The 21,400-nt window shown below is 46.8% G+C and carries 7 protein-coding genes; all 7 read left to right on the top strand.

The window, feature by feature from the left end; genetic code table 11:
- The first annotated feature begins 34 nt into the window (after positions 1 to 34).
- The 7 genes from ASG16_RS28155 (at position 35) to ASG16_RS28125 (ending at position 21,357) form a co-directional block, all read left to right on the top strand.
- Positions 35 to 916 carry a 3-hydroxyacyl-CoA dehydrogenase family protein gene (locus tag ASG16_RS28155; protein ID WP_056487513.1) on the top strand — a complete coding sequence of 294 codons (882 nt, stop codon included), beginning with the start codon at positions 35 to 37 and terminating at the stop codon, positions 914 to 916.
- 43 nt (positions 917 to 959) lie between these two features.
- On the top strand, positions 960 to 1,994 hold the full coding sequence (locus tag ASG16_RS28150; protein ID WP_056487510.1) for an HAD-IIIC family phosphatase: 1,035 nt from the start codon (positions 960 to 962) through the stop codon (positions 1,992 to 1,994).
- Positions 1,995 to 2,030: 36 nt separating this feature from the next.
- A complete protein-coding gene (locus tag ASG16_RS28145; RefSeq protein ID WP_047069454.1) occupies positions 2,031 to 2,282 on the top strand; it encodes a phosphopantetheine-binding protein in 252 nt (83 codons plus the stop codon).
- A gap of 9 nt (positions 2,283 to 2,291) precedes the next feature.
- The gene (locus ASG16_RS28140) at positions 2,292 to 2,984 is read left to right on the top strand and encodes an SAM-dependent methyltransferase (protein WP_056487507.1); all 693 of its coding nucleotides are present in this window, start codon (positions 2,292 to 2,294) and stop codon (positions 2,982 to 2,984) included.
- Between the two features lie 79 nt (positions 2,985 to 3,063).
- Entirely contained in the window at positions 3,064 to 4,224 is a 1,161-nt protein-coding gene (locus tag ASG16_RS28135) for an acyl-CoA dehydrogenase family protein (RefSeq protein ID WP_056487505.1), read from the top strand.
- Complete coding sequence (locus ASG16_RS28130; protein ID WP_111914531.1) at positions 4,221 to 16,730, top strand: non-ribosomal peptide synthetase/type I polyketide synthase; 12,510 nt, start codon at positions 4,221 to 4,223, stop codon at positions 16,728 to 16,730. Before ASG16_RS28135 ends, ASG16_RS28130 begins: the two co-directional genes overlap by 4 nt.
- On the top strand, positions 16,723 to 21,357 hold the full coding sequence (locus ASG16_RS28125) for a type I polyketide synthase (protein WP_056487499.1): 4,635 nt from the start codon (positions 16,723 to 16,725) through the stop codon (positions 21,355 to 21,357). The genes ASG16_RS28130 and ASG16_RS28125 overlap by 8 nt, the downstream gene beginning before the upstream one ends.
- The last annotated feature ends 43 nt before the right edge of the window (positions 21,358 to 21,400 follow it).

Raw genomic sequence — 21,400 nt, 5'->3', positions numbered from 1 at the left:
GCACTCCACTACAAAAAAAGGATGATTGTTGAAGATGAAAACATTCGAATCGATTGGGATTATCGGAGCAGGGATTATGGGATCGGATTTGACCTTGGATCTGGCGAGTCATGGATACCGTGTCATTTTGAAGGACCTGCATCCCGACATTTTGGAAAAAGCAAAACAGAAGATGAGAGAAGATTTTAAGCTTGTAAAGCTGATGAAAAAAGAGATTCCAGTAAAAGACATTGAGCAAGTGCTTTCCAATGTTGTGTTTACTACATCTTACGACGATTTTTATACCGTTCCCTTCGTGATTGAAAACATCACGGAAAATTGGGAGGCAAAAAAGCAAGTCTACCTAGAATTGAAAGAACATTGCCCTCAAGACACGATATATGGAGTCAACACAAGCTGCATCTCCATCACCAAGGTTGGCTCACTGCTTCCCAAGCCGGAAAATGTTATCGGGATGCACTTCATGAATCCTGTGCCACTTAAGCAGATGGTAGAGATCATCAAAGGCTACTATACCTCCGAACAAACCATCCAAACGATCAAAAACTTTCTGGAGTCGATCGACAAAAAGCCTGTGCTGGTCAATGATTCCCCGGGTTTTGTGACGAACCGCGTGCTGATGCTGATGATCAATGAATGTATTTGGGCGATTCACGATCAAGTGGCGACGCCTCAGGACCTCGACAAAATATTCCGATTAGGATTTAGCCATAAAATGGGACCGTTAGCGACTGCTGATTTGATCGGATTGGACACTATTTTACACTCGATTGAAGTTTTGTATGAGAGCTTTAACGACCCTAAATATCGTCCATGCCCGCTGTTAGTCAAAATGGTAGATGCTGGACTACTCGGAAAGAAAAGCGGAAAAGGGTTCTTTGATTACACGGCTGCACTGGCACAAACTACCAGGTAGTTTTAAGCGGATCAAATCAAAATTCGAGTAAAGGAACATGCAGATGGATATTAAAAATGGGGTTAAATGTGTAGTCTGGGATTTAGACAATACGATTTGGAATGGCGTTTTATCGGAAGGGGACGATGTAGCCTTAAACCCTCGGATCAAAGAAATATTGGAACAACTTGATCAGAGGGGCATTTTGCAATCGATTGCGAGTAAAAACAATTACGATGACGCGATGCGCAAGTTGAAAGAGTTTGAGATTGACCGCTATTTTCTTTACCCGCAAATTCATTGGGAGCCCAAATCAAAATCCGTAGGGATTATTCAGCAGTCGATTAATATTGGGATGGACACCCTTTTGTTTATCGATGATCAGCCCTTTGAACTGGATGAAGTGAAAAGCGTACATGAATCTATCAATTGTGTCCACGTCGACCGATATACAGAGTTGTTGTCCCACCCTTCGTTGACTCCAGCTTTCATTACAGAAGATTCGAAAAAAAGGCGGGAAATGTATCTACAAGACATTCAGCGCAAGCAGGAGGAGGAATCCTTCACAGGGACAAACGAAGAATTTTTAAAAACGTTAGACATGAAGTTTATCATCAGCGAGGCGCAGGAAGATTGCTTGAAACGCGCAGAAGAGCTAACGGTTCGCACCAATCAATTGAACTCGACGGGACGGATTTACAGCTACGATGAACTCAATTATTTCCGAAATTCACCCGACCACAAATTATATGTCTGCGAGCTCACAGATAAATACGGGTCATACGGGAAAATAGGAATCGCATTGGTTGAAATAACCGAAACTCATTGGCATATCAAATTGCTTATTATGTCGTGCAGAGTGATTTCCAGAGGTGTTGGTACCGTATTGTTAACCCATATCATGCAGCAGGCGCAGCTAGCCAACAAGAGACTGCTAGCTGACTTTAAAAATACGGAGAGAAACAAGATGATGTATGTATCCTATCGTTTTTCCAATTTCAAGGAAGTCTCCAAAGAAGAAGATGGCTTTGTCATTTTGGAAAACGATTTGACCCAGATACAAAAGTTTCCCCCTTACATCAATGTTCTCGTTCAGTAATCACAATGAAAACCCCAAAAAAAGGAGCGTTTACTTATGCAACTTCATGAACAAATTCGTGAGTTTATTCTGGCTAATCTGGTCGTATTCGATGATGATGTTGATTTCACGAATGACGACAATATTTTTGAGCTAGGCTTCGTCAATTCATTGTTTGCCATGAAACTCGTCACTTTCATTGAGAGTGAGTTTCGCTTGACCATCGAAAGCGACGAAATGGAAATTTCGAATTTCAATACCATTAACAATATCGTGAACTTTATCCAGTCAAAATCGGTTTATAAATGAGTGAAGAAAATGATTTATACGACGAAAAATACAAGTGCAGATTTTGATTGGACCGAGTACTTTACCAGGTTACACAACGGGGAGATGCCAAGTCTCGATACGCATATCTATTTTCAAAACATCCGTGATTTGTTAAGTGAAAATGCTCACTTATTAGGACTGGTGCTTGGTGACGTGCTGCGAAAGCTTTTAAGAGGCGTTCATATCAAGACTGAGCCAAGAATGCTTGAGCTTGGTGCGGGTACCGGATTTTTGACGCGTCTTTTGCTTACCATGTACCAAGGAAGCGGGGTTTTGGTAGATAATTGCCAAACCTCCTTCGACGCCTATAACAAGATAGCGGATAAACACGCCGATCATATTACTTATGTACTCCAAGATCTGTTTACGTTAGAGCTGGCAGAAACGTTTGATGTTGTGTGCAGTTTTGGCTTGATTGAACATTTTAAAGAGAAGAACGAAATCTTGTCCGTACATAAACAATTTTGTAAAGAAGATGGACATATGATTTTGGTCGTTCCCATGGATAGCTTTTTGACTCGGGCCTATTACGAGGTTCACCCTGAAATCAACTTGGGATACAGAGAGCTATTGACCAAGAAGACTGCACTGGAGCAGCTCAGAGCCAGCGGTTTGGAGCCGATTCGCGCAGAAGTCAGTCAGGGCTATGTCTACGATTTTTTGGCGATTTTATGTAAATGATAGAAGGTTTTCTTTTTCGAAAGGATGCGGAAGTAGACTCAGTCATAATCACATTTTATATGATGGGGATTGAATGAAAATGAAGATAACAAGCCCGCATAGCATTCTTGAAGAAGTAAGACAATTTGCAGACGAAGAAATTAGGCCATATGCTACTGATTTTGAAAAGCAACAAGCACTCCCAAGGGAACTAATCAAAAAAATGGGGAACAAACGATATTTGGCTGCAAGCTTTTCTGAGCAATATGGGGGCTTGCAGCTGCACCCGCTTGAATATGGGAGCATGGTTGAAGAGATTGGCAAAGGCGCTTTGTCTGCTGCAATGCTCCTGACGGTTACAACCGGATTGGTAGGCGAAACACTCATTCGCTGGGGGACCGAGTACCAAAAAGAACAGTACGTTCTTCCCATTGCGAGGGGGGAGAAGATCGGTGCTTTTGCGTTGACTGAGCCGGGCGTGGGAAGCGGCGCGAAGGATGTGCAAACCTCTTACGAAAAAGTAGGCGACAAATATCGGATAACGGGGCGCAAGAAATGGATATCGTTCGGAGAGATTGCCGACTTTTTTATTGTCATAGCGTCGGACTCATCGGGGAATGGCATCAGTGCCTTTATCGTCGACCGTGAACAAGAGGGAGTTCGCGTTCAAAAGATACAGGGGCTGCTCTCTTGTGCAGCTTCACAGCTTGCGGATATTGAATTGACGAACGTAGAAGTGGGCGGCGAGAGGCTGATCGGCAAGGAAGGAATGGGCTTCACGGGTGTTGCCAACTTCGCTCTGGATCAAGGAAGATTTAATGTCGCCTGGATGGGCGTCGGGTTGGCACAGGAGGCGTTGGAAGTAATGGTTACGTACGCGAGAAAAAGAACCCAATCCGGAGAGAAAATCTTTAACTTTCAACTAATCAAAGGCATCATTGGAGACGCGACTACGAACGTTCATGCTGCCCGTTCGCTATGCAAGGAGGCTGCTCGGATGCGTGCGGATAATCACCCGGATGCGATCGTACAAACGACAATGGCGAAATACTTTTCGTCAGTGGTGGCCAACAAGGTTGCCTCCGATGCAGTTCAAGTCCTCGGCGCTAATGGTTGCTGCAACCTCTATCCGGTAGAACGGCTTTTTCGAGAGGCGAAAGTACTGGAGATCATTGAAGGGTCTTCTCAAATTCAGCAGCAAATCATTGCGATGCATGCCGCAAATAGACATTATCAGCCTAAGAGGGTTACGGGACTATGAAAAAATTAGATGCCAACCAAGTCAGCGACATCATTTCTCTTAGTCCGATGCAAGAAGGAATGCTGTTTCATTACTTAAAAGAACCAGACAGCTCGCTATATTTTGAACAAATCAGCTTGCATATTTCCTCGGCTGTAAATATTTCTGCTTTTCAACAGGCTTGGCGGCACGTCGTCTCAGTAAATGAGATGCTACGTGCCGTTTTTCGATGGGAAGGGGTAAAAGAGCCTCTTCTCATCATCGTAAAAGAGGTGCAAGACTTTCTGCGAGTCATTGATGTATCGGAACAGACGCGAGAGGACCGTAACGCATTTGTGGCAAAAATACTGGACGAGGATCGAGAAAACAAGTTTGATTTGAGGGAAGGCGCGTTTCGAATCAGCCTGTACAAATTGGGTGACGAAGACTTTCAACTGATCATGAGTCATCACCATATTCTGTTTGACGGGTGGAGTACGGGCATCCTTTTGTCTGAATTTATCGAGGCGTACCAACAACTGCTGGATCAGCGTCAGCTTTCCGTTCCCTCGAAAAGGAAAGGTAAAGACTATATCAAATGGATCCAGAAGAAAGACAAAACTGAGCAGGAAAGCTTCTGGACCACATATCTGCAAGACGTAAATCCGGTCTGGCTTCAGGAGATCATTCCTGCGAATCGCGCTAGCAGACAGGATGATGAAGGGAAAAAACAGGTCCGTCTGGAACTACCCCAGTCCCTACACGATGAAATCAAGCGCCAAGGAAAGCACTCAATCAGTTGTTATCTGTATGGGGCTTGGGCGTTGCTGCACTATTTTTATACAGACAGCAAAGACGTAGTTTTTGGAACGACCATCTCAGGGAGGGAAGAGTCTCTCGAGGGAATCGGTGAGATGGTGGGTTTATTTATCAATACGTTGCCACTTAGAATGGCGATCGATCCAGATGAATCTCTCCAAGCATTTTTGGAAAAGGTGTTTGCCTCCATGAATGCTCGAAAACACTTTGGTTCTACCCCGTTGCGGGATATAAAAAAATACAGTGCGTTGCCTTTTGAAAAAGAGTTGTTTGATGCAATTCTTGTCGTTGAAAATTATCCGCTTCAACATCATTCGAATAATCGGAATATTGTTATTGATTCCTTTTCATATAGAGAAGAAACCAATTATCCGCTCACGATCTTTATCACGCTGTGGAATTCGATTCAGTTTGTAGTCGACTATGACAATCGCATCTATAGCGAGACATTCGTAGAGGAACTATGTGCGCGCTATCAGACGATACTTACATGGCTTGTAGAACAGCCGCTTGCAAGCATTCGCGCTGTTGACTTTCTCTTTCCCGAAGAAAAACAGAAGCTGCTGTATGAGTGGAATGATACAAAAGTGTGGGTGCCATCCGAGAAAAGCATCCCACAGTTATTTGAAGAGCAGGTATGTAAAACACCGGATCGTATTGCACTTATATACCAAGACCAAAGCTTCACGTATCGGCAAATCAATGAGCAAGCGAATCAGTTAGCAATTTTATTACGGAATGTGGACATTCACTCCAACCAGTGCGTGGGTCTGTTCATGGACAGGCGGCCGGAACTGTTAATCGCCATGCTCGGAATATTAAAAGCCGGGGGCGCCTATGTGCCAATTGATCCGATGCTGCCACTCGAACGTTGCTCGACGATGCTTGACGATGGGCATGTAAAAGTAGTGATTTCCGAGCAGAAATACGGCGATATATTAGCTGCTCTTCAAGCGAAGTGTCCGGCTTTCCAAACCGTTGTGTGCATGGATCATACAGAGAGCGAAGGGTATTATGGCTTGCAAGACATGCAGCAACGCGCGCGGGAAGTGACAATTGCTCCGCCTTCGTCGGATGATCTGGCTTATGTGATTTATACATCCGGATCGACAGGGGTTCCCAAGGGTGTGATGATCACACACGAAAACGTCGTGAATTTCATCTACGGAATGGAAAAAGAGATCGGTTTTGAGCCTGATCATGCCATACTCGCTCTCACTACTTATTCTTTTGATATTTTTGTCCTGGAATCATTGGCGCCGCTATGTCTTGGAATGAAAATCGTATTGGCGAACGATATGGCGCTAAAGGACCCAGATGAAATACTGCGATTGATCGAAGCCAATTCGGTTACGATTCTCCAAGCGACTCCATCTCGGATGAAAATGCTTGTGAATTCATCACGTGCTAACAGCTTGCAGCAATTGAAAAAGATATTGATCGGCGGAGAAGGACTGCCGGAACATTTATATCAATCTTTGCGCGAAATAACTAAGCAGCCGATTTACAATGTCTATGGCCCGACTGAAACGACTGTGTGGTCTACTGTCCACCTGCTCGATGAATCGATTGCCATCGGGAAACCTATTGCCAATACGGGAATCTATCTCTTGTCGAAAGAGAGGACATTGCGCCCGCTCGGGTACCCGGGTGAACTGTGCATCTCAGGAAAAGGAGTGGCGAAGGGATACTTAAACCAGCCTCTACTCACTCAGGAAAAATTTATACCTCATCCATTTCAACCAGGTGAAAAATTATATTGTACGGGTGATTATGCCTATTGGCTGCCAGATGGAACGTTGCAGTTTGTTGGACGAAAAGACGATCAGGTCAAAATCAGGGGACATCGCATAGAAATTGCCGAGGTTGAAAGCACCCTGAAAAAATTTCCGTCAGTAAAAGATGCCGTTGTCATAGAGATAAAAGAAAAGAATGATTCGGCTCTGGCTGCGTATATGGTCATCGATGGCGATTTCAACTGGGCAGATTGTAAAGATTTTCTAAAGGACAAGCTGTCTTATTACGCCATTCCGTCTTTTTACTACCGTATACAAGCAATCCCGTACACCAGCAATTTGAAAGTGGATCGAAAAGCTTTGGTACAGCTCCAAAAAAATCCATTGAATGTTTCGGAAAAAACAGTTGAACCAAGGAGCGAGCTGGAAACAAAGATAGCTCAGATATGGAAAAAAGTACTGAAAATCGAGCGAGTGGGCATACACGACCGATTCTTTGATGTCGGAGGCGACTCGATCAAAGTCATTTATTTGTGTAATGAATTGAAAGCCGAATTCAATACGGAAGTTTCGATACAGACTATTTTCACCTATCCGACGATTTATGATTTTGCAAAATACTTCCATGCGAAAACCAAGGTTCACAGCATTACAAAAGATAAAAAGCCTAAAATTGTCCCGCTTCAAGCCATAGACATTCAAGACACGGATGTCGCCATCATTGGGATGGCTGGCCGATTTCCAGGAGCGGCTGACAAAGAGCAGTTTTGGAGTAACTTGGTGAACGGAACGGAAACAATCAAGTTTTATACGGATGAAGAAATGCAGGCATTCGGCATCGATCGCGAGTTGTTGAACAACCCTCATTTTGTTAAAGCAAAGGGGAAACTGGAGGATATCGATTGTTTTGATGCAGATTTCTTTGGATATACGGTTACAGAGGCTAAGCAGATGGACCCACAAATTCGCTTGCTTCATGAGTGTGCTTGGCATGCCTTGGAAGATGCAGGATATGAACCTGAAGCCTACCCAGGCTCCATCGGTTTGTATGTCGGCTCCTCCTACAATATATACTGGGTACCCGAAAAGTTTTCACCGTCTCTTTATGCCTCCGATCAATATCAAATTTATCATGTTAACAGCAATTCATTTGCAACACTGATTGCGTATCGCATGAATTTGAGGGGTCCAGCTATCACGGTCCAAGCAGCTTGCTCCACTTCGCTGATTGCCGTCGATCGTGCCTACAAAGATTTGCTTTTTGGAGAGTGTGACATAGCAATAGCAGGAGCGGCTACAGTTTCTTTACTGGACGATATGGGGTATATCCACCAGGAGGGAATGATTTTATCAAGGGATGGACATTGCAGAGCCTTTGATAAAAAAGCATCAGGCACGGTGACCGGAAATGGCGTGGGGCTTGTCGTATTAAAACGATTGAAGGATGCACTTGCAGATGGGGATCATATCTATTCAGTTGTGAAGTCTTCTGCGGTAAATAATGATGGAAACCGTAAAGTGGGGTACTCCGCCCCGAGTGTTGAAGGACAAGCATCTGTCATCCAGAAAGCAATCCAACGCTCCGGACTCGGGTCTACACAGCTCCATTATATTGAAGCTCATGGGACTGGAACGATTTTGGGTGATCCCGTTGAAATCGAAGGACTCAAAATGGCCTTTGATACGGATAAGAAAAACTATTGCGGAATTGGCTCCGTCAAGACGAATATCGGACATTTGGAAGCAGCGGCAGGGATTGCGGGTTTAATGAAAACATCCTTGTCGCTGAAGAATCGGATGATTCCGCCTACAATCAATTTTGATGAGGTCAATCCGCAAATCGATTTTCAGAATTCTCCTTTTTACCCGCACACGCAACTTCGTGACTTGCGAACAGAAGATTTGTTCCCTCTTCGGGCTGGTGTGAGTTCCTTTGGACAGGGCGGGAGCAACGCCCATGTGATTCTGGAAGAAGCTCCGCCCGTTATAAAGACGCCGACCAAAAGACGATTCCAAATCATAACGTTATCCGCGGAAAACGATACGGCGTTGAAGAAGATAAAAGGGCAGATTCGAGAGAATTTCCAGCGCAACCACAACATTCATTTAGCCGATGCAGCTTACACGTTGAAGGTAGGACGGAAGCGTTTTTCGCACCGCTCTGTATTCCTTTGCTCGGAAGTGAGACAGGCTATTGAAATATTAACGGAGAAGGACACACGAAAGTCATTTGATTTCGTGGCTTCCGAACAAACGCCTTCCATTGTATTTATGTTTACGGGTCAAGGCGCTGAATACGTGAATATGGCCCTGGATCTTTACAGACACGAGACGATTTTTCGAGAGAAGCTGGATGAATGCTTCACGATTTTGCAAAACATCTCGGGTGTCCGGTATCAAGACTATCTGTATCCAGAAAAGACTGACAACCAAACGGGAACGGATATTCATAGACAGAGCATTTCCCAGCCTCTTCACTTTGCCGTTGAGTATTCTATGGCTTTGATGCTGATGGAGTGGCATATTACTCCTCTGAGCATGATCGGATATAGCATAGGGGAGTATGTGGCAGCGTGCCTAGCTGGAGTTTTCTCGCTGGAAGACGCCCTGTTTTTAACCTATCACAGAGGACGGCTGATGGAGGGACTTCCTGAAGGGACTATGCTAACGGTGCCGTTGCCGGAATTGGAATTGCTGGGCATGCTTCCAAATGAGCTGTCGATTGCAGCAGTGAACGATGAGTCTTGTGTTGTCTCCGGGAGCAAGGAGGATATTGCCAAATTCGAATCTTCGCTGAAGCAAAACAAGATCATAAGCATGCGGCTTGCTATTTCCCATGCCGGCCATTCCAAGATTCTGGATTCCATGATGGCAGACCTAAGTGAATACGTTCGCAGCATTTCGTACCATCCACCTGTTATTCCGTTTTTCTCCAGTTTAACAGGTAATGCAATCACACCTGAGGAAGCTGTCGATCCCGAATATTGGCTTCGTCATTTGCGCGAGCCTGTTCGTTTTGTGGAAGGGATTAAGAAGCTGGCGATGCATGAGCATACCTTATTTATCGAGATAGGGCCGGGACGAAATCTGTGCACGCTTGCGAAGAGGTTTTTGTATCCTGAGAGCAATCAACAGATTCTCGATACGATTCGAGTTGAGCAAATGAAAGTAGCGGATGATGAATTCTTTTTAAAGACAGTTGCACAATTATGGTTATATGGAATCGACATTGACTGGAAACGGTTTTACGGCGAAGAAAAGCGTAGGAGAGTTTCTCTGCCAGGATACCCGTTTGAAAAAAAGCGTTACTGGATAAACAATTTCCGTTTCGACACAAGCAGCCACGGCAAACGGGTGAGTGCCAACGAGAAGCCGTTGCTTGGACAAGACCCCGATTCGATTCAAGCCGTGCACAAGTTTACAACGAAGGAAGGAGCTATCGTTTCTCAGGTAGTATCCGAAATCATCGGAGGACCTCATGTTGGGGAAGACGATGATCTGTTTGAATCAGGATTTGATTCGCTTAAAGTCATTTCACTTGTCTCCAAAATGACAGATACGTTTCAAGTGCATTTGACGATGCAAGAGGTGTTCGAGCATCCTACGATCCGGGAACTGGTGCCGCTTATCATGCAAAAAACGCCGCAGACGGCAGTCGTCATTCCAAAAGCACAGGAAGCGCCGCATTACCCGGTATCATCCCAGCAAAAAAGACTGTATGCTCTACAGCAATTTGATGAGAGCAGTACGGCATACAACATCCCGGGTGTGTTCCTCCTGCATGGATTGGTCGATCGGGAACGATTGCAGGCTGCATGCGATGGATTGCTGCAACGGCATGAGGCTCTGCGGACGTGTTTTGAGCTGATCGGACAAGATCTGGTGCAAAAAATCGTTCCCGAAGCCTCGTTTGCGATTGAATATGTGGAGATGCCGGGGGCAAGTGTAGAGGAGACATTGAAGGGCTTCAGTCGCCCGTTCGCACTGGACCAAGCACCGTTGCTGCGAATTCGCTTGGTCTGCGTGGAAAAACAGCGCCATGTCATGCTGATTGATATGCATCACATCATTTCTGACGGACTGTCGAGTGAACGGCTGGTGAGTGATTTTCTGGCCTATTACGATGGGCAGACCTTGGGGGACCCAAAGATTCAATACAAAGACTTCGCTGTATGGCAGCAAAGCAGGGACACAGCATTTTGGCAAAAGGAAGCAGATTTTTGGTTACAGCAATATAAGGACGGCTACGAAACACTTAATTTGCCGACGGATTACCGCCGTCCTTCGATCAAAAATTTTGCCGGGTCGATTAGTCGGTTTGTATTGGCGGATGAGAAGGCTGCTGCACTCCGAGAGTTTTGCCGCACGCAACAACTGACGCCGTATATGCTGCTGTTTGGTTGCTTCTCTATCCTGCTGGCCAAATACAGTGGTCAAAATGAAATCCTGATCGGAACCCCGGTTGCTGGTCGTTTCGGTGTGGAGACGGAGGAGACTGTCGGGGCTTTTGTTAATACACTCGCACTGAGAAGCTACCCAGAGGGGGGCAAGCGCGTCGTTGATTACTTGCAAGAGCTGAAAGCGTACTGCCTGCAAGCATTTGAGCATCAAAGCTATCCTTTTGAGGAGCTTGTGCAACAAATTGAGAAGGAACGAGATCTCAGTCGCAATCCTCTATTTGACACGATGTTTACGTGGGAACAGCGGGATCGCAGCCAATTGATTATCCATGGAGTAGATGTGCAACGTTATGACTTCCACAGCGGCATCGCCAAGTTTGACCTGATGATGCAAACATGGGAAGAGCAAGAGGAGTTGGGATTTGCCATTGAGTACGCGACCGCGCTGTTTACCGCATCCACGGTTGAGCGCATGGGCAGACATTTCCAGCAGATCGTCGACGAAATTTTGCAGTCTCCTGACCAACAAATCAGGGAGATTGGTTTGATTTCTGTGGAAGAAGAGCACCTGCTTCGAGACGGGTTCAACCAAACGCAGGTGAATGAGGACTGGAGCCAAAGCGTCATTGCTCTTATCGAGGAACAGGCCAGTGTGCGGGGCAATGAAAGTGCAGTTGTGTGGGAAGGGCAGAGCCTGACATACCGCGAGTTAAACGAACGGGCGAATCAGGTCGCTCGATTCTTACGCGAACAAGGTTGCGAGAAAAATCAGATTGTGGGCATCATGGCAGAACGCTCTTTTGCCATGATTATTGGACTGCTCGCCATTGAAAAGGCGGGATGTGCTTATCTGCCCATCGATCCCACTACCCCAGCGGAGCGAATCCAGTATATGGTCGAAGACAGTGGAATCCGCATCGTCTTGAGCCATGGGGGACTTGTTGGCAAAGCAAACGCTGCGGGCGTAGTCGTCTATGATTTGGAAGATGCCGCGCGATACGCGGGTTATGAGTGTACCAATCCAGGCATACAGCTTCATCCCGATGATTTGGCCTATGTGCTCTATACATCGGGCTCGACAGGTGATCCGAAAGGTGTCCTTTTGACCCATGGCGGTATGGCAAACCGATTGCGCTGGATGGCTGATCAATACGGGATGGACGACAAAGAGGTCGTGCTGCAAAAGACCACCTATACGTTTGATGTTTCTGTGTGGGAGCTGTTTCTCCCGCTCATGATCGGCGGGGTATTATGCTTGGCGAAGCCGGGGGGAGAAAAAGATCCCGATTATCTCTACAACCTCATCTGCGAGCAGGAGGTTACGACGCTGCATTTTGTGCCTTCCATGCTGGCAGGGTTCCTTCATTCGCTGCCGGAAGCAGCTTCCTTTTCCCGATTGAAGCGCTGCATCTGCAGTGGTGAAGAGCTGAGCATCGAAGTAAAGGATCGCTTCTTCCGAAAAATGCCGGGAGTGGAATTGCACAATCTGTACGGCCCTACCGAGGCGTCCATTGACGTCAGCTATTATGAGGTCCAAGAAGAAGACCAGATCATCCCTATCGGCAAGCCAGTGGCGAATACCCGCTTGTACATCGTCACGGAAGAGGGCGGATTCGCACCGATTGGCGTTCCGGGAGAGCTGTGCATAGCAGGTGTCCAGGTGGCGAAAGGCTATCTCAACCGTCCAGAGCTGACAGCGGAAAAATTCAAGGAGCTGCCGATTCTTCCAGGAGAGCGGCTGTACTTCACGGGAGATTTAGCTCGTTGGCTAGAAGACGGGAACATTGCCTATTTGGGCAGAAAAGATACACAAATCAAGCTGCGGGGCTTCCGGATCGAATTGGGCGAAATTGAATCGGCTGTCCAAGCTTATACCGACCAAATCGAAACGGTTGCAGTACTTAGCCAGGGGACGCAGGCTGAGAGCAAGGTCCTGTGCGCGTTTTTTAGCGCCAAGGACAAGATTGATACAGGGAAGCTGAAGACATATTTGCAACGGCATTTGCCGGCGTACATGGTTCCCGTCCATTACCAACAGCTCGATGCACTGCCTTATACCTCCAGCGGAAAGATCGATAGAAAAGCGTTGCCGCATATAACAGTTAGCGACAACATAGAAATGCCTTCTCCTGAAATCTTTAGGAGAAAAGAAGGACAGCTTCTGGTTTCCATTTTTAAAGAGACGCTAAACATTGAGAACCTTTCCTCCACAGATCATTTTTTTGAATTGGGAGGCAATTCGTTAGCAGCAATTGTATTAAAATCAAAGATTTCCGCAGCCTTCCAAGTGCAGTTGACGATGCAGGAGGTGTTCGAGCATCCTACGATCCGGGAACTGGTGCCGCTTATTCTGCAAAAAACGCCGCAGACGGCAGTCGTGATTCCAAAAGCATCGGAAGCGCCGTACTACCCGGTATCATCCCAACAAAAAAGGCTGTATGCCCTACATCAATTTGATGAGAACAGTATGGCATACAACATCCCCGGTGTGTTCGTACTGAACGGGAAGCTAGATCGGGAACGAGTGCAGGCTGCGTGCGAATTATTGCTGCAACGGCATGAAGCACTGCGGACGTATTTTGAGCTGATCGGACAAGATCTAGTGCAAAAAATCGTACCTGATGCATCTTTTGCCATTGAATATGCGGAGATGTTGGGAGCAAGTGTAGATGAAACGCTAGAAGGCTTTGTTCGTCCGTTTTCGCTAGACCAAGCACCATTGTTGCGAATTCGCCTGGTCTGCGTGGAAAAAGAACGCCATGTCATGCTGATCGATATGCATCACATCATTTCCGACGGACTGTCGATTGAACGGTTGGTGAGTGATTTTCTGGCCTATTACGATGGGCAGACCTTGGGGGAACCAAAGGTTCAGTACAAAGACTTCGCTGTATGGCAGCAAAGCAGGGACATGGCATTTTGGCAAAAGGAAGCAGATTTCTGGCTACAGCAATACAGAGACGGCTACGAAACACTTAATTTGCCGACCGATTACCGTCGTCCTTCGATCAAAAATTTTGCCGGGTCGATTAGTCGGTTTGTTTTGGCGGATGAGAAGGCTGCTGCACTCCGGGAGTTTTGCCGCACGCAGCAACTGACGCCGTTTATGTTGCTGTTTGGCTGCTTCTCCATCCTGCTGAGCAAATATAGTGGTCAAAAAGAAATCATGATCGGAACCCCGGTTGCTGGTCGTTTCGGTGTGGAGACCGAGGAGACTGTCGGGGCTTTCGTTAATACGCTCGCACTGAGAAGCTACCCAGAAGGCGATAAGCGCGTCGATGATTACCTAAAAGAGCTGAAAGCGTACTGTCTGCAAGCGTTTGAGCATCAAAGCTATCCTTTTGAGGAGCTTGTGCAACAAATCGAGAAGGAGCGAGATCTCAGTCGCAATCCTCTGTTTGACACGATGTTTACGTGGGAACAACGGGATCGCAGCCAATTGATCATCCGTGGTCTGGATGTCCAACGTTATGACTTCCACAGCGGCATCGCCAAGTTTGACCTGATGATGCAAACGTGGGAAGAGCAAGGGAAGATAGGATTTGCCATCGAGTACGCGACCGCGCTGTTTACCGCATCTACGGTTGAGCGCATGGGCAGACATTTCCAGCAGATCGTCGACGAAATTTTGCAGTCCCCTGACCAACAAATCAGGGAGATTGGTTTGATTTCTGTGGAAGAAGAGCACCTGCTTCGAGAAGGGTTCAACCAAACGCAGGTGAATGAGGACTGGAGCCAAAGCGTCATTGCTCTTATCGAGGAACAGGCCAGCGTGCGGGGCCATGAAAGTGCAGTTGTGTGGGAAGGGCAGAGCCTGACATACCGCGAGTTAAACGAACGGGCGAATCAGGTCGCTCGATTCTTGCTCGAACAAGGTTGCGAGAAAAATCAGATTGTGGGCATCATGGCAGAACGCTCTTTTGCCATGATCATTGGACTGCTCGCCATTGAAAAGGCGGGATGTGCTTATCTGCCCATCGATCCCACTACCCCAGCGGAGCGAATCCAGTATATGGTCGAAGACAGTGGAATCCGCATCGTCTTGAGCCATGGGGGACTTGTTGGCAAAGCAAACGCTGCGGGCGTAGTCGTCTATGATTTGGAAGATGCCGCGCGATACGCCAGTTATGAGTGTACCAATCCAGGCATACAGCTTCATCCCGATGATTTGGCCTATGTGCTCTATACATCTGGCTCCACAGGTAATCCGAAAGGTGTCCTTTTGACCCATGGCGGTATGGCAAACCGATTGCGCTGGATGGCCGATCAATACGGGATGGACGACAAAGAGGTCGTGCTGCAAAAGACCACCTATACATTTGATGTTTCCGTGTGGGAGCTGTTTCTCCCGCTCATGATCGGCGGGGTATTATGCTTGGCGAAGCCGGGGGGAGAAAAAGATCCTGATTATCTCTACAACCTCATCTGCGAGCAGGAGGTTACGACGCTGCATTTCGTGCCTTCCATGCTGGCAGGGTTCCTTCATTCGCTGCCGGAAGCAGCTTCTTTTTCCCGATTGAAGCGCTGCATCTGCAGTGGTGAAGAGCTGAGCATCGAAGTAAAGGATCGCTTCTTCCGAAAAATGCCGGGAGTGGAATTGCACAATCTGTACGGCCCTACCGAGGCGTCCATTGACGTCAGCTACTATGAGGTTCAAGAAGAAGACCAGCTCATCCCTATCGGCAAGCCAGTGGCGAATACCCGCTTGTACATCGTCACGGAAGAAGGAGGATTCGCACCGATTGGCGTTCCGGGAGAGTTGTGCATAGCAGGTGTCCAGGTGGCGAAAGGCTATCTCAACCGTCCAGAGCTGACAGCGGAAAAATTCAAGGAGCTGCCGATTCTTCCAGGAGAGCGGCTGTACTTCACGGGAGATTTAGCCCGTTGGCTAGAAGACGGGAGCATTGCCTATTTGGGCAGAAAAGATACACAAATCAAGCTGCGGGGCTTCCGGATCGAATTGGGCGAAATTGAATCGGCTATCCAAGCTTATACAGACCAAATCGAAACGGTTGCAGTACTTAGCCAGGGGACGCAGGCTGAGAGCAAGGTCCTGTGCGCGTTTTTTAGCGCCAAGGACAAGATTGATACAGGGAAGCTGAAGACACATTTGCAACGGCATTTGCCGGCGTACATGGTTCCCGTCCATTACCAACAGCTCGATGCGCTCCCTTATACCTCCAGCGGAAAAATTGACAGAAAATCGCTTTCACGTATCCAAGTGGGCTTGGAAAAAGAGAAAGTGGTTCTTCCCAAAACCGAGATGGAAAAACAATTGTCACTAATCTGGACAGAAGTACTGCAGATCGACAAGGTCAGCATACGTGATGACTTCTTCCAGATTGGAGGCAATTCCCTCAGTGTCATCCATTTGCATAAGCTGCTGATGGAAAAGATAGAGCGAGACATTTCGATAGCCAATCTGTACAGATATCGAACCATCGAATCTTTCCTTACTTATATAAGTCAGAAAACAAATGCAGACAGTCTGCAATCGATTCCAGAGCCAAGACGTAGAGAGTTGTTGCTTCAGGGCAATGCCAAAAGATCACAACGATTATCAAAAAGAAAAGGGATAAATAGTGATGAGTAAACAACTAAACGGACTCGAGATTGCCATTATTGGCATGGCGGGAAGATTCCCGGGAGCGCAGGACATCGAAGGCTTTTGGAGCAATCTGGTAAATGGTAAAGAAACGATCACGTTTTTTTCCCAGGAGGAACTGGCAGATAGTGAAATGGACCCGGAAATGCTTTCTCTTCCAGACTATGTTCGGGCAAAAGGCTACCTGGAGAACTGTGAACGTTTTGACGCTTCCTTTTTTAACTATTCTCCTCTTGAAGCTGAGGTAATGGACCCACAAGTTCGTATTTTTCATGAATGTGTCTGGGAAGCGCTTGAGGATGCAGGGTATTGTGCTGACACTTACTCGGGCTTGATCGGGATGTATGCGGGAGCTGCCAGTAATCTTTATTGGCAGTCCCTTTCTTTTTTATCCGACAGCTCCAAGTTGCTCGGACCATTTTCGGCTAACCAGTTAGCGAACAAAGATTTTATGTCCATGCAAATCTCGCATCGGCTGAATCTAAAAGGACCGAGTATTACCGTCAATACAGCCTGCTCCACATCGTTGGTGGCTGTCCATCTTGCCGCACAGGCATTGTTAAATGGTGAATGCGATATTGCCTTGGCAGGAGGTGTCAGCGTCTCTTTGCCATTGAAGTCGGGTTATCAGTATCAGGAGGGCATGATCTTGTCTCCGGATGGACATTGCAGGCCGTTTGACGAGGATGGCGAAGGATCAGTACCAGGCAATGGGGCGGGAGTCGTCGTTTTGAAACGATATGAGGAAGCAGTTGCCGATGGAGATCATATCTATGCGGTGATAAAGGGCTCCGCGATTAATAACGATGGAACCCGAAAAAGCGCCTATACTGCTCCGAGTGTCGAAGGGCAAGTTGAGGTGATCCAAACGGCGCAGCAACTGGCTGAGGTTGATTTTGAGAGCATTCAGTTTGTAGAGACACACGGCACAGGTACCATACTGGGGGACCCGATTGAGCTGGAAGCGTTACGTACGGCCTTTGGCAGCGGTGAAGGGGTATGCAGGATCGGTTCGGTAAAATCTAATATCGGCCATCTCGATGTTGCTGCAGGGGTAGCGGGCCTTATCAAAGCAACGCTAAGTTTGCAGCATAAATTGTTGCCTCCTACCCTGCACTTCAAAAAGCTGAATCCAAAAATCGATTTGTCCGATTCTCCCTTTGTGATTAATTCCAAGCTGATCGATTTATCCACGGTCAGCGACACACTGCGGGCAGGAGTGAGCTCGTTCGGGATAGGGGGCACCAATGCGCATGTCATTCTGGAAGAAGCACCCGCTTTAGTAAAGTCGTCAAAGGGCAGAGGATCTCAGCTCATCCTGATTTCAGCTAGAAGCGAAAGTGCTTTGGATCAGTCCAGCAAAAATCTGGCCGACTATATCCGCAAAAACCCCGATGTCTCATTGGCTGATTTGGCGTTTACCCTTCAAAACGGAAGAAAAGCCTTCGAGCACAGACGCTTTATCGTTGCCAACCATACCGATGAATTGGTTGACATTTTACAAACGATTGGAGACGAAAAAGGGAAGCGTTCACGGAAAATTTTTACCAGTGCTATCGATCAGACAGATAAGAAAATCGTCTTCATGTTTCCAGGGTTGGGCAATCAATATGTAGAGATGGGACTCGGATTATATCGTTTCGAGCCTTTATTTAAGAAAGAGCTGGATCATTGCTTTGAAATTTTGGACCGTTATCTGGATGTGTCCATAAAAGAATGGATGTTTCCGCAAACAGATTGGGAACAAGCCAGCCAAAAAATCAAGCAGATCGATATCAGCCAACTGGTTGTCTTTATTTTTGAATACGCGCTTGGAAAGTATCTAATGGAGCTTGGCGTCAAACCTGCTTATATGATCGGGTACAGCTTTGGGGAATTTGCCGCCGCCTGCCTGGCAGGTGTTTTTTCACTGGAAGACGCCATTCGCGTGATTATTAGAAGAGGGCAGCTCATAAAGCTGACGGAAGAGGGAGCCATGCTCAGTGTCCCGATGACAGAAGCAGAGCTGGTGCCATTGCTTCCCGCGAATCTCTCCTTATGTATCGTCAATGGACCATCGTGCGTAGTGGGGGGAACCAAGGAAACGGTAGAGCAGTTTGAGGAACAGCTAAAAGCGTTGCGGCAAATATGTATTCGGTTGGACACTTCCCATGCGCTTCACTCCGATTTAATGGAGCCGATCAAGCAAGCATTCGCAGAGGAGATGAAGCAGATTCCGTTACACCCGCCACTCATCTCTTTTATTTCCAACATGACCGGTGACTGGATTACTGCCGAGGAGGCAACAGACCCAGACTACTGGGCGAGACAACTGACTGATCCAATCCGATTTGCTCGTGGCTTGCAAGAAATTTTGCAAGAAGACGCGCTAACCTTTATTGAAGTGGGACCTGACCGGAACCTAAGTGCGCTTCTGCGTTATTTTATTCAACGAGATTCGTCACATACGATTCTCAATATAATTCGAAACCCACAGGAAAAAGTAGACGATTTGTATTACCTGTACATCCGTTTGGGTCAGATTTGGGGAGCAGGTCATGCCATTGATTGGATGAAGCTGTACCAATATGAGAAGCGAAATAGACTATCTTTGCCAACCTATCCTTTTGAGCGCGACTATCATTGGTTAGATGGTAATCCGTTTCACATGTTGAACGATAAGCAAATCGCCAGAAAATTGATAATGCAGAAAAAGCCGCACATCGAGGATTGGTTTTATGCCCCTCTTTGGCAGCAGAAGGTATTGCCTCCCAATGCCAAGCTGGCTGATCAGCAGACTTTTCTTGTGTTTGCCAATCGGGATTCGTTAAGCAGTGAGGTCATTTTGGAGCTGTCATCTACCGGTCAAATCCCAATCGTCATCTATGAGGGTGTTGAATTTGCAATCGACGAACGTGCTTATACGGTGAATCCGACTTCCTCTTCGGATTACGAAAAACTATTTGTCAGCCTGACAGAGAACAACATTCAAATCGATCATGTACTCCATTTGTGGAGTGCAGGGCATAAATCAAGCGCACCTTTGGATGTTTTAGCTTTTCACAAGACGCAGCAAACTGGTTTTTATAGCATCATGTATATCGTTCGTTGCATACAGCGTTATGACAGGCACAGAGTCATCCGAATGGCTGTTGTGACGAATGAAGCGATGGCCGTCACCGGGCAGGAAACGTTGTTCCCGGAGCATTCTCCGCTCATTGGGTTGGGCCATGTCATTCCGCAAGAATTGCAAAACATTCGTCATTTGACTGTCGATATTCAGTCCGCTGCGCTTGAAGCTGCGGAAGATGCAAAGCGGATGGCACAAATGGTGGTGGAAGAGTTTGCACACGAGGTTTCGGACAGATTGATTGCTTATCGCCATTTCCAGAGATGGGTTCCGAGCTATCAACCGATCAAGCTGACAGAAGCGAAGACTGATCCTTTTCGAAAAAACGGCGTGTATATCATTACTGGCGGAGCAGGCATGATCGGTTGGATCATAGGCAGTTATCTGGCCAAACAGTATCAGGCTACGATTGCAATTATCCAAAGGTCGTTCCCATTGAAACAGGAGTGGACAGAGTGGCTGAAGAACCATCCGGAAGATGACCCGCGGAGCATGAGAATTCGCGAAATGATGGAAGCAGAGCAACTGGGAGCCACCATAGAAGTTTATAGAGGGCAGGTCGATGACTACCCGCAGATGTCCCATATTATTGCTGAGATCGAAGCAACTCATGGAAGTATTCATGGCGTCTTCCATTGTGCAGCAAACATGGGGGATCAATTTTTGAATCCGATCGATCAGTTAAATGCGGACCTCTGCCAAACCATTTTTCAGCCCAAAATAGACGGATTGCTTGTACTCGACCAAGTCTTGGAACAAAAATCACTTGATTTCTGTCTGCTCATGTCTTCGACGGCTGCTGTGTTGGGCGGATATGGCTTTGCCGCGTACTCAGCAGCGAATGTCTTCATGGATTCCTATACGAATAAGAGAAATAAGCAACGCAGTGTGAAATGGAAAACCATTGATTGGGAGGCTTGGCGGAATCACGAAAAGGTCGAGATAGGGTACCAGTCATCAATCGGTGATCTGGCTATGACCCCGGAAGAGGGAATCGAAGCGCTTCGTCGGGTACTGTCAGTCGATCGCTATCACCATCTTGTCCACTCTCCCGGTGATTTGGAAATGCGGCTGGATCAATGGATTCGGTTTCAGGGGAGTCCTGAAGGAAATGCTGTAACGGTCAAAAGCGCACGGAAAAAACGGAAAAATACTTCTTCCATGGTTGATTATGAAAAGCCGTCCAATCAACTCGAGCAAAGAATAGCGGAAATTTGGGAGGAGTTTTTGGGAATCCAGGAGATCAGCACCCATGATAATTTTTTTGATTTGGGAGCCACCTCCTTAACCCTGATACGCATGAAATCTATATTGGACGAAGAATTCAATAGACAAATCCCGATTGTCGATCTTTTTGCCAATCCTACTATTTCTAGTTTGGCGAAAAGAATCCAGCAAGACGAAAACGATGCAAATGATGAATTCGAGGAAAAAAGGTTGAAAGAACGGGAAGTCGTTGGAAGAGACCTTTTAACCAAACAATTACATTTAAGGAAGAAGGAGTGAAGCGATCCATGGATAATTAAATGGCAAGACAGTTCCCCATAAA

The sequence above is a fragment of the Brevibacillus sp. Leaf182 genome, assembly GCF_001423865.2.
GTDB classification, from domain to species: Bacteria; Bacillota; Bacilli; order Brevibacillales; family Brevibacillaceae; genus Brevibacillus; species Brevibacillus brevis_C.
This window is presented reverse-complemented; position numbering and strand designations above follow the sequence as displayed.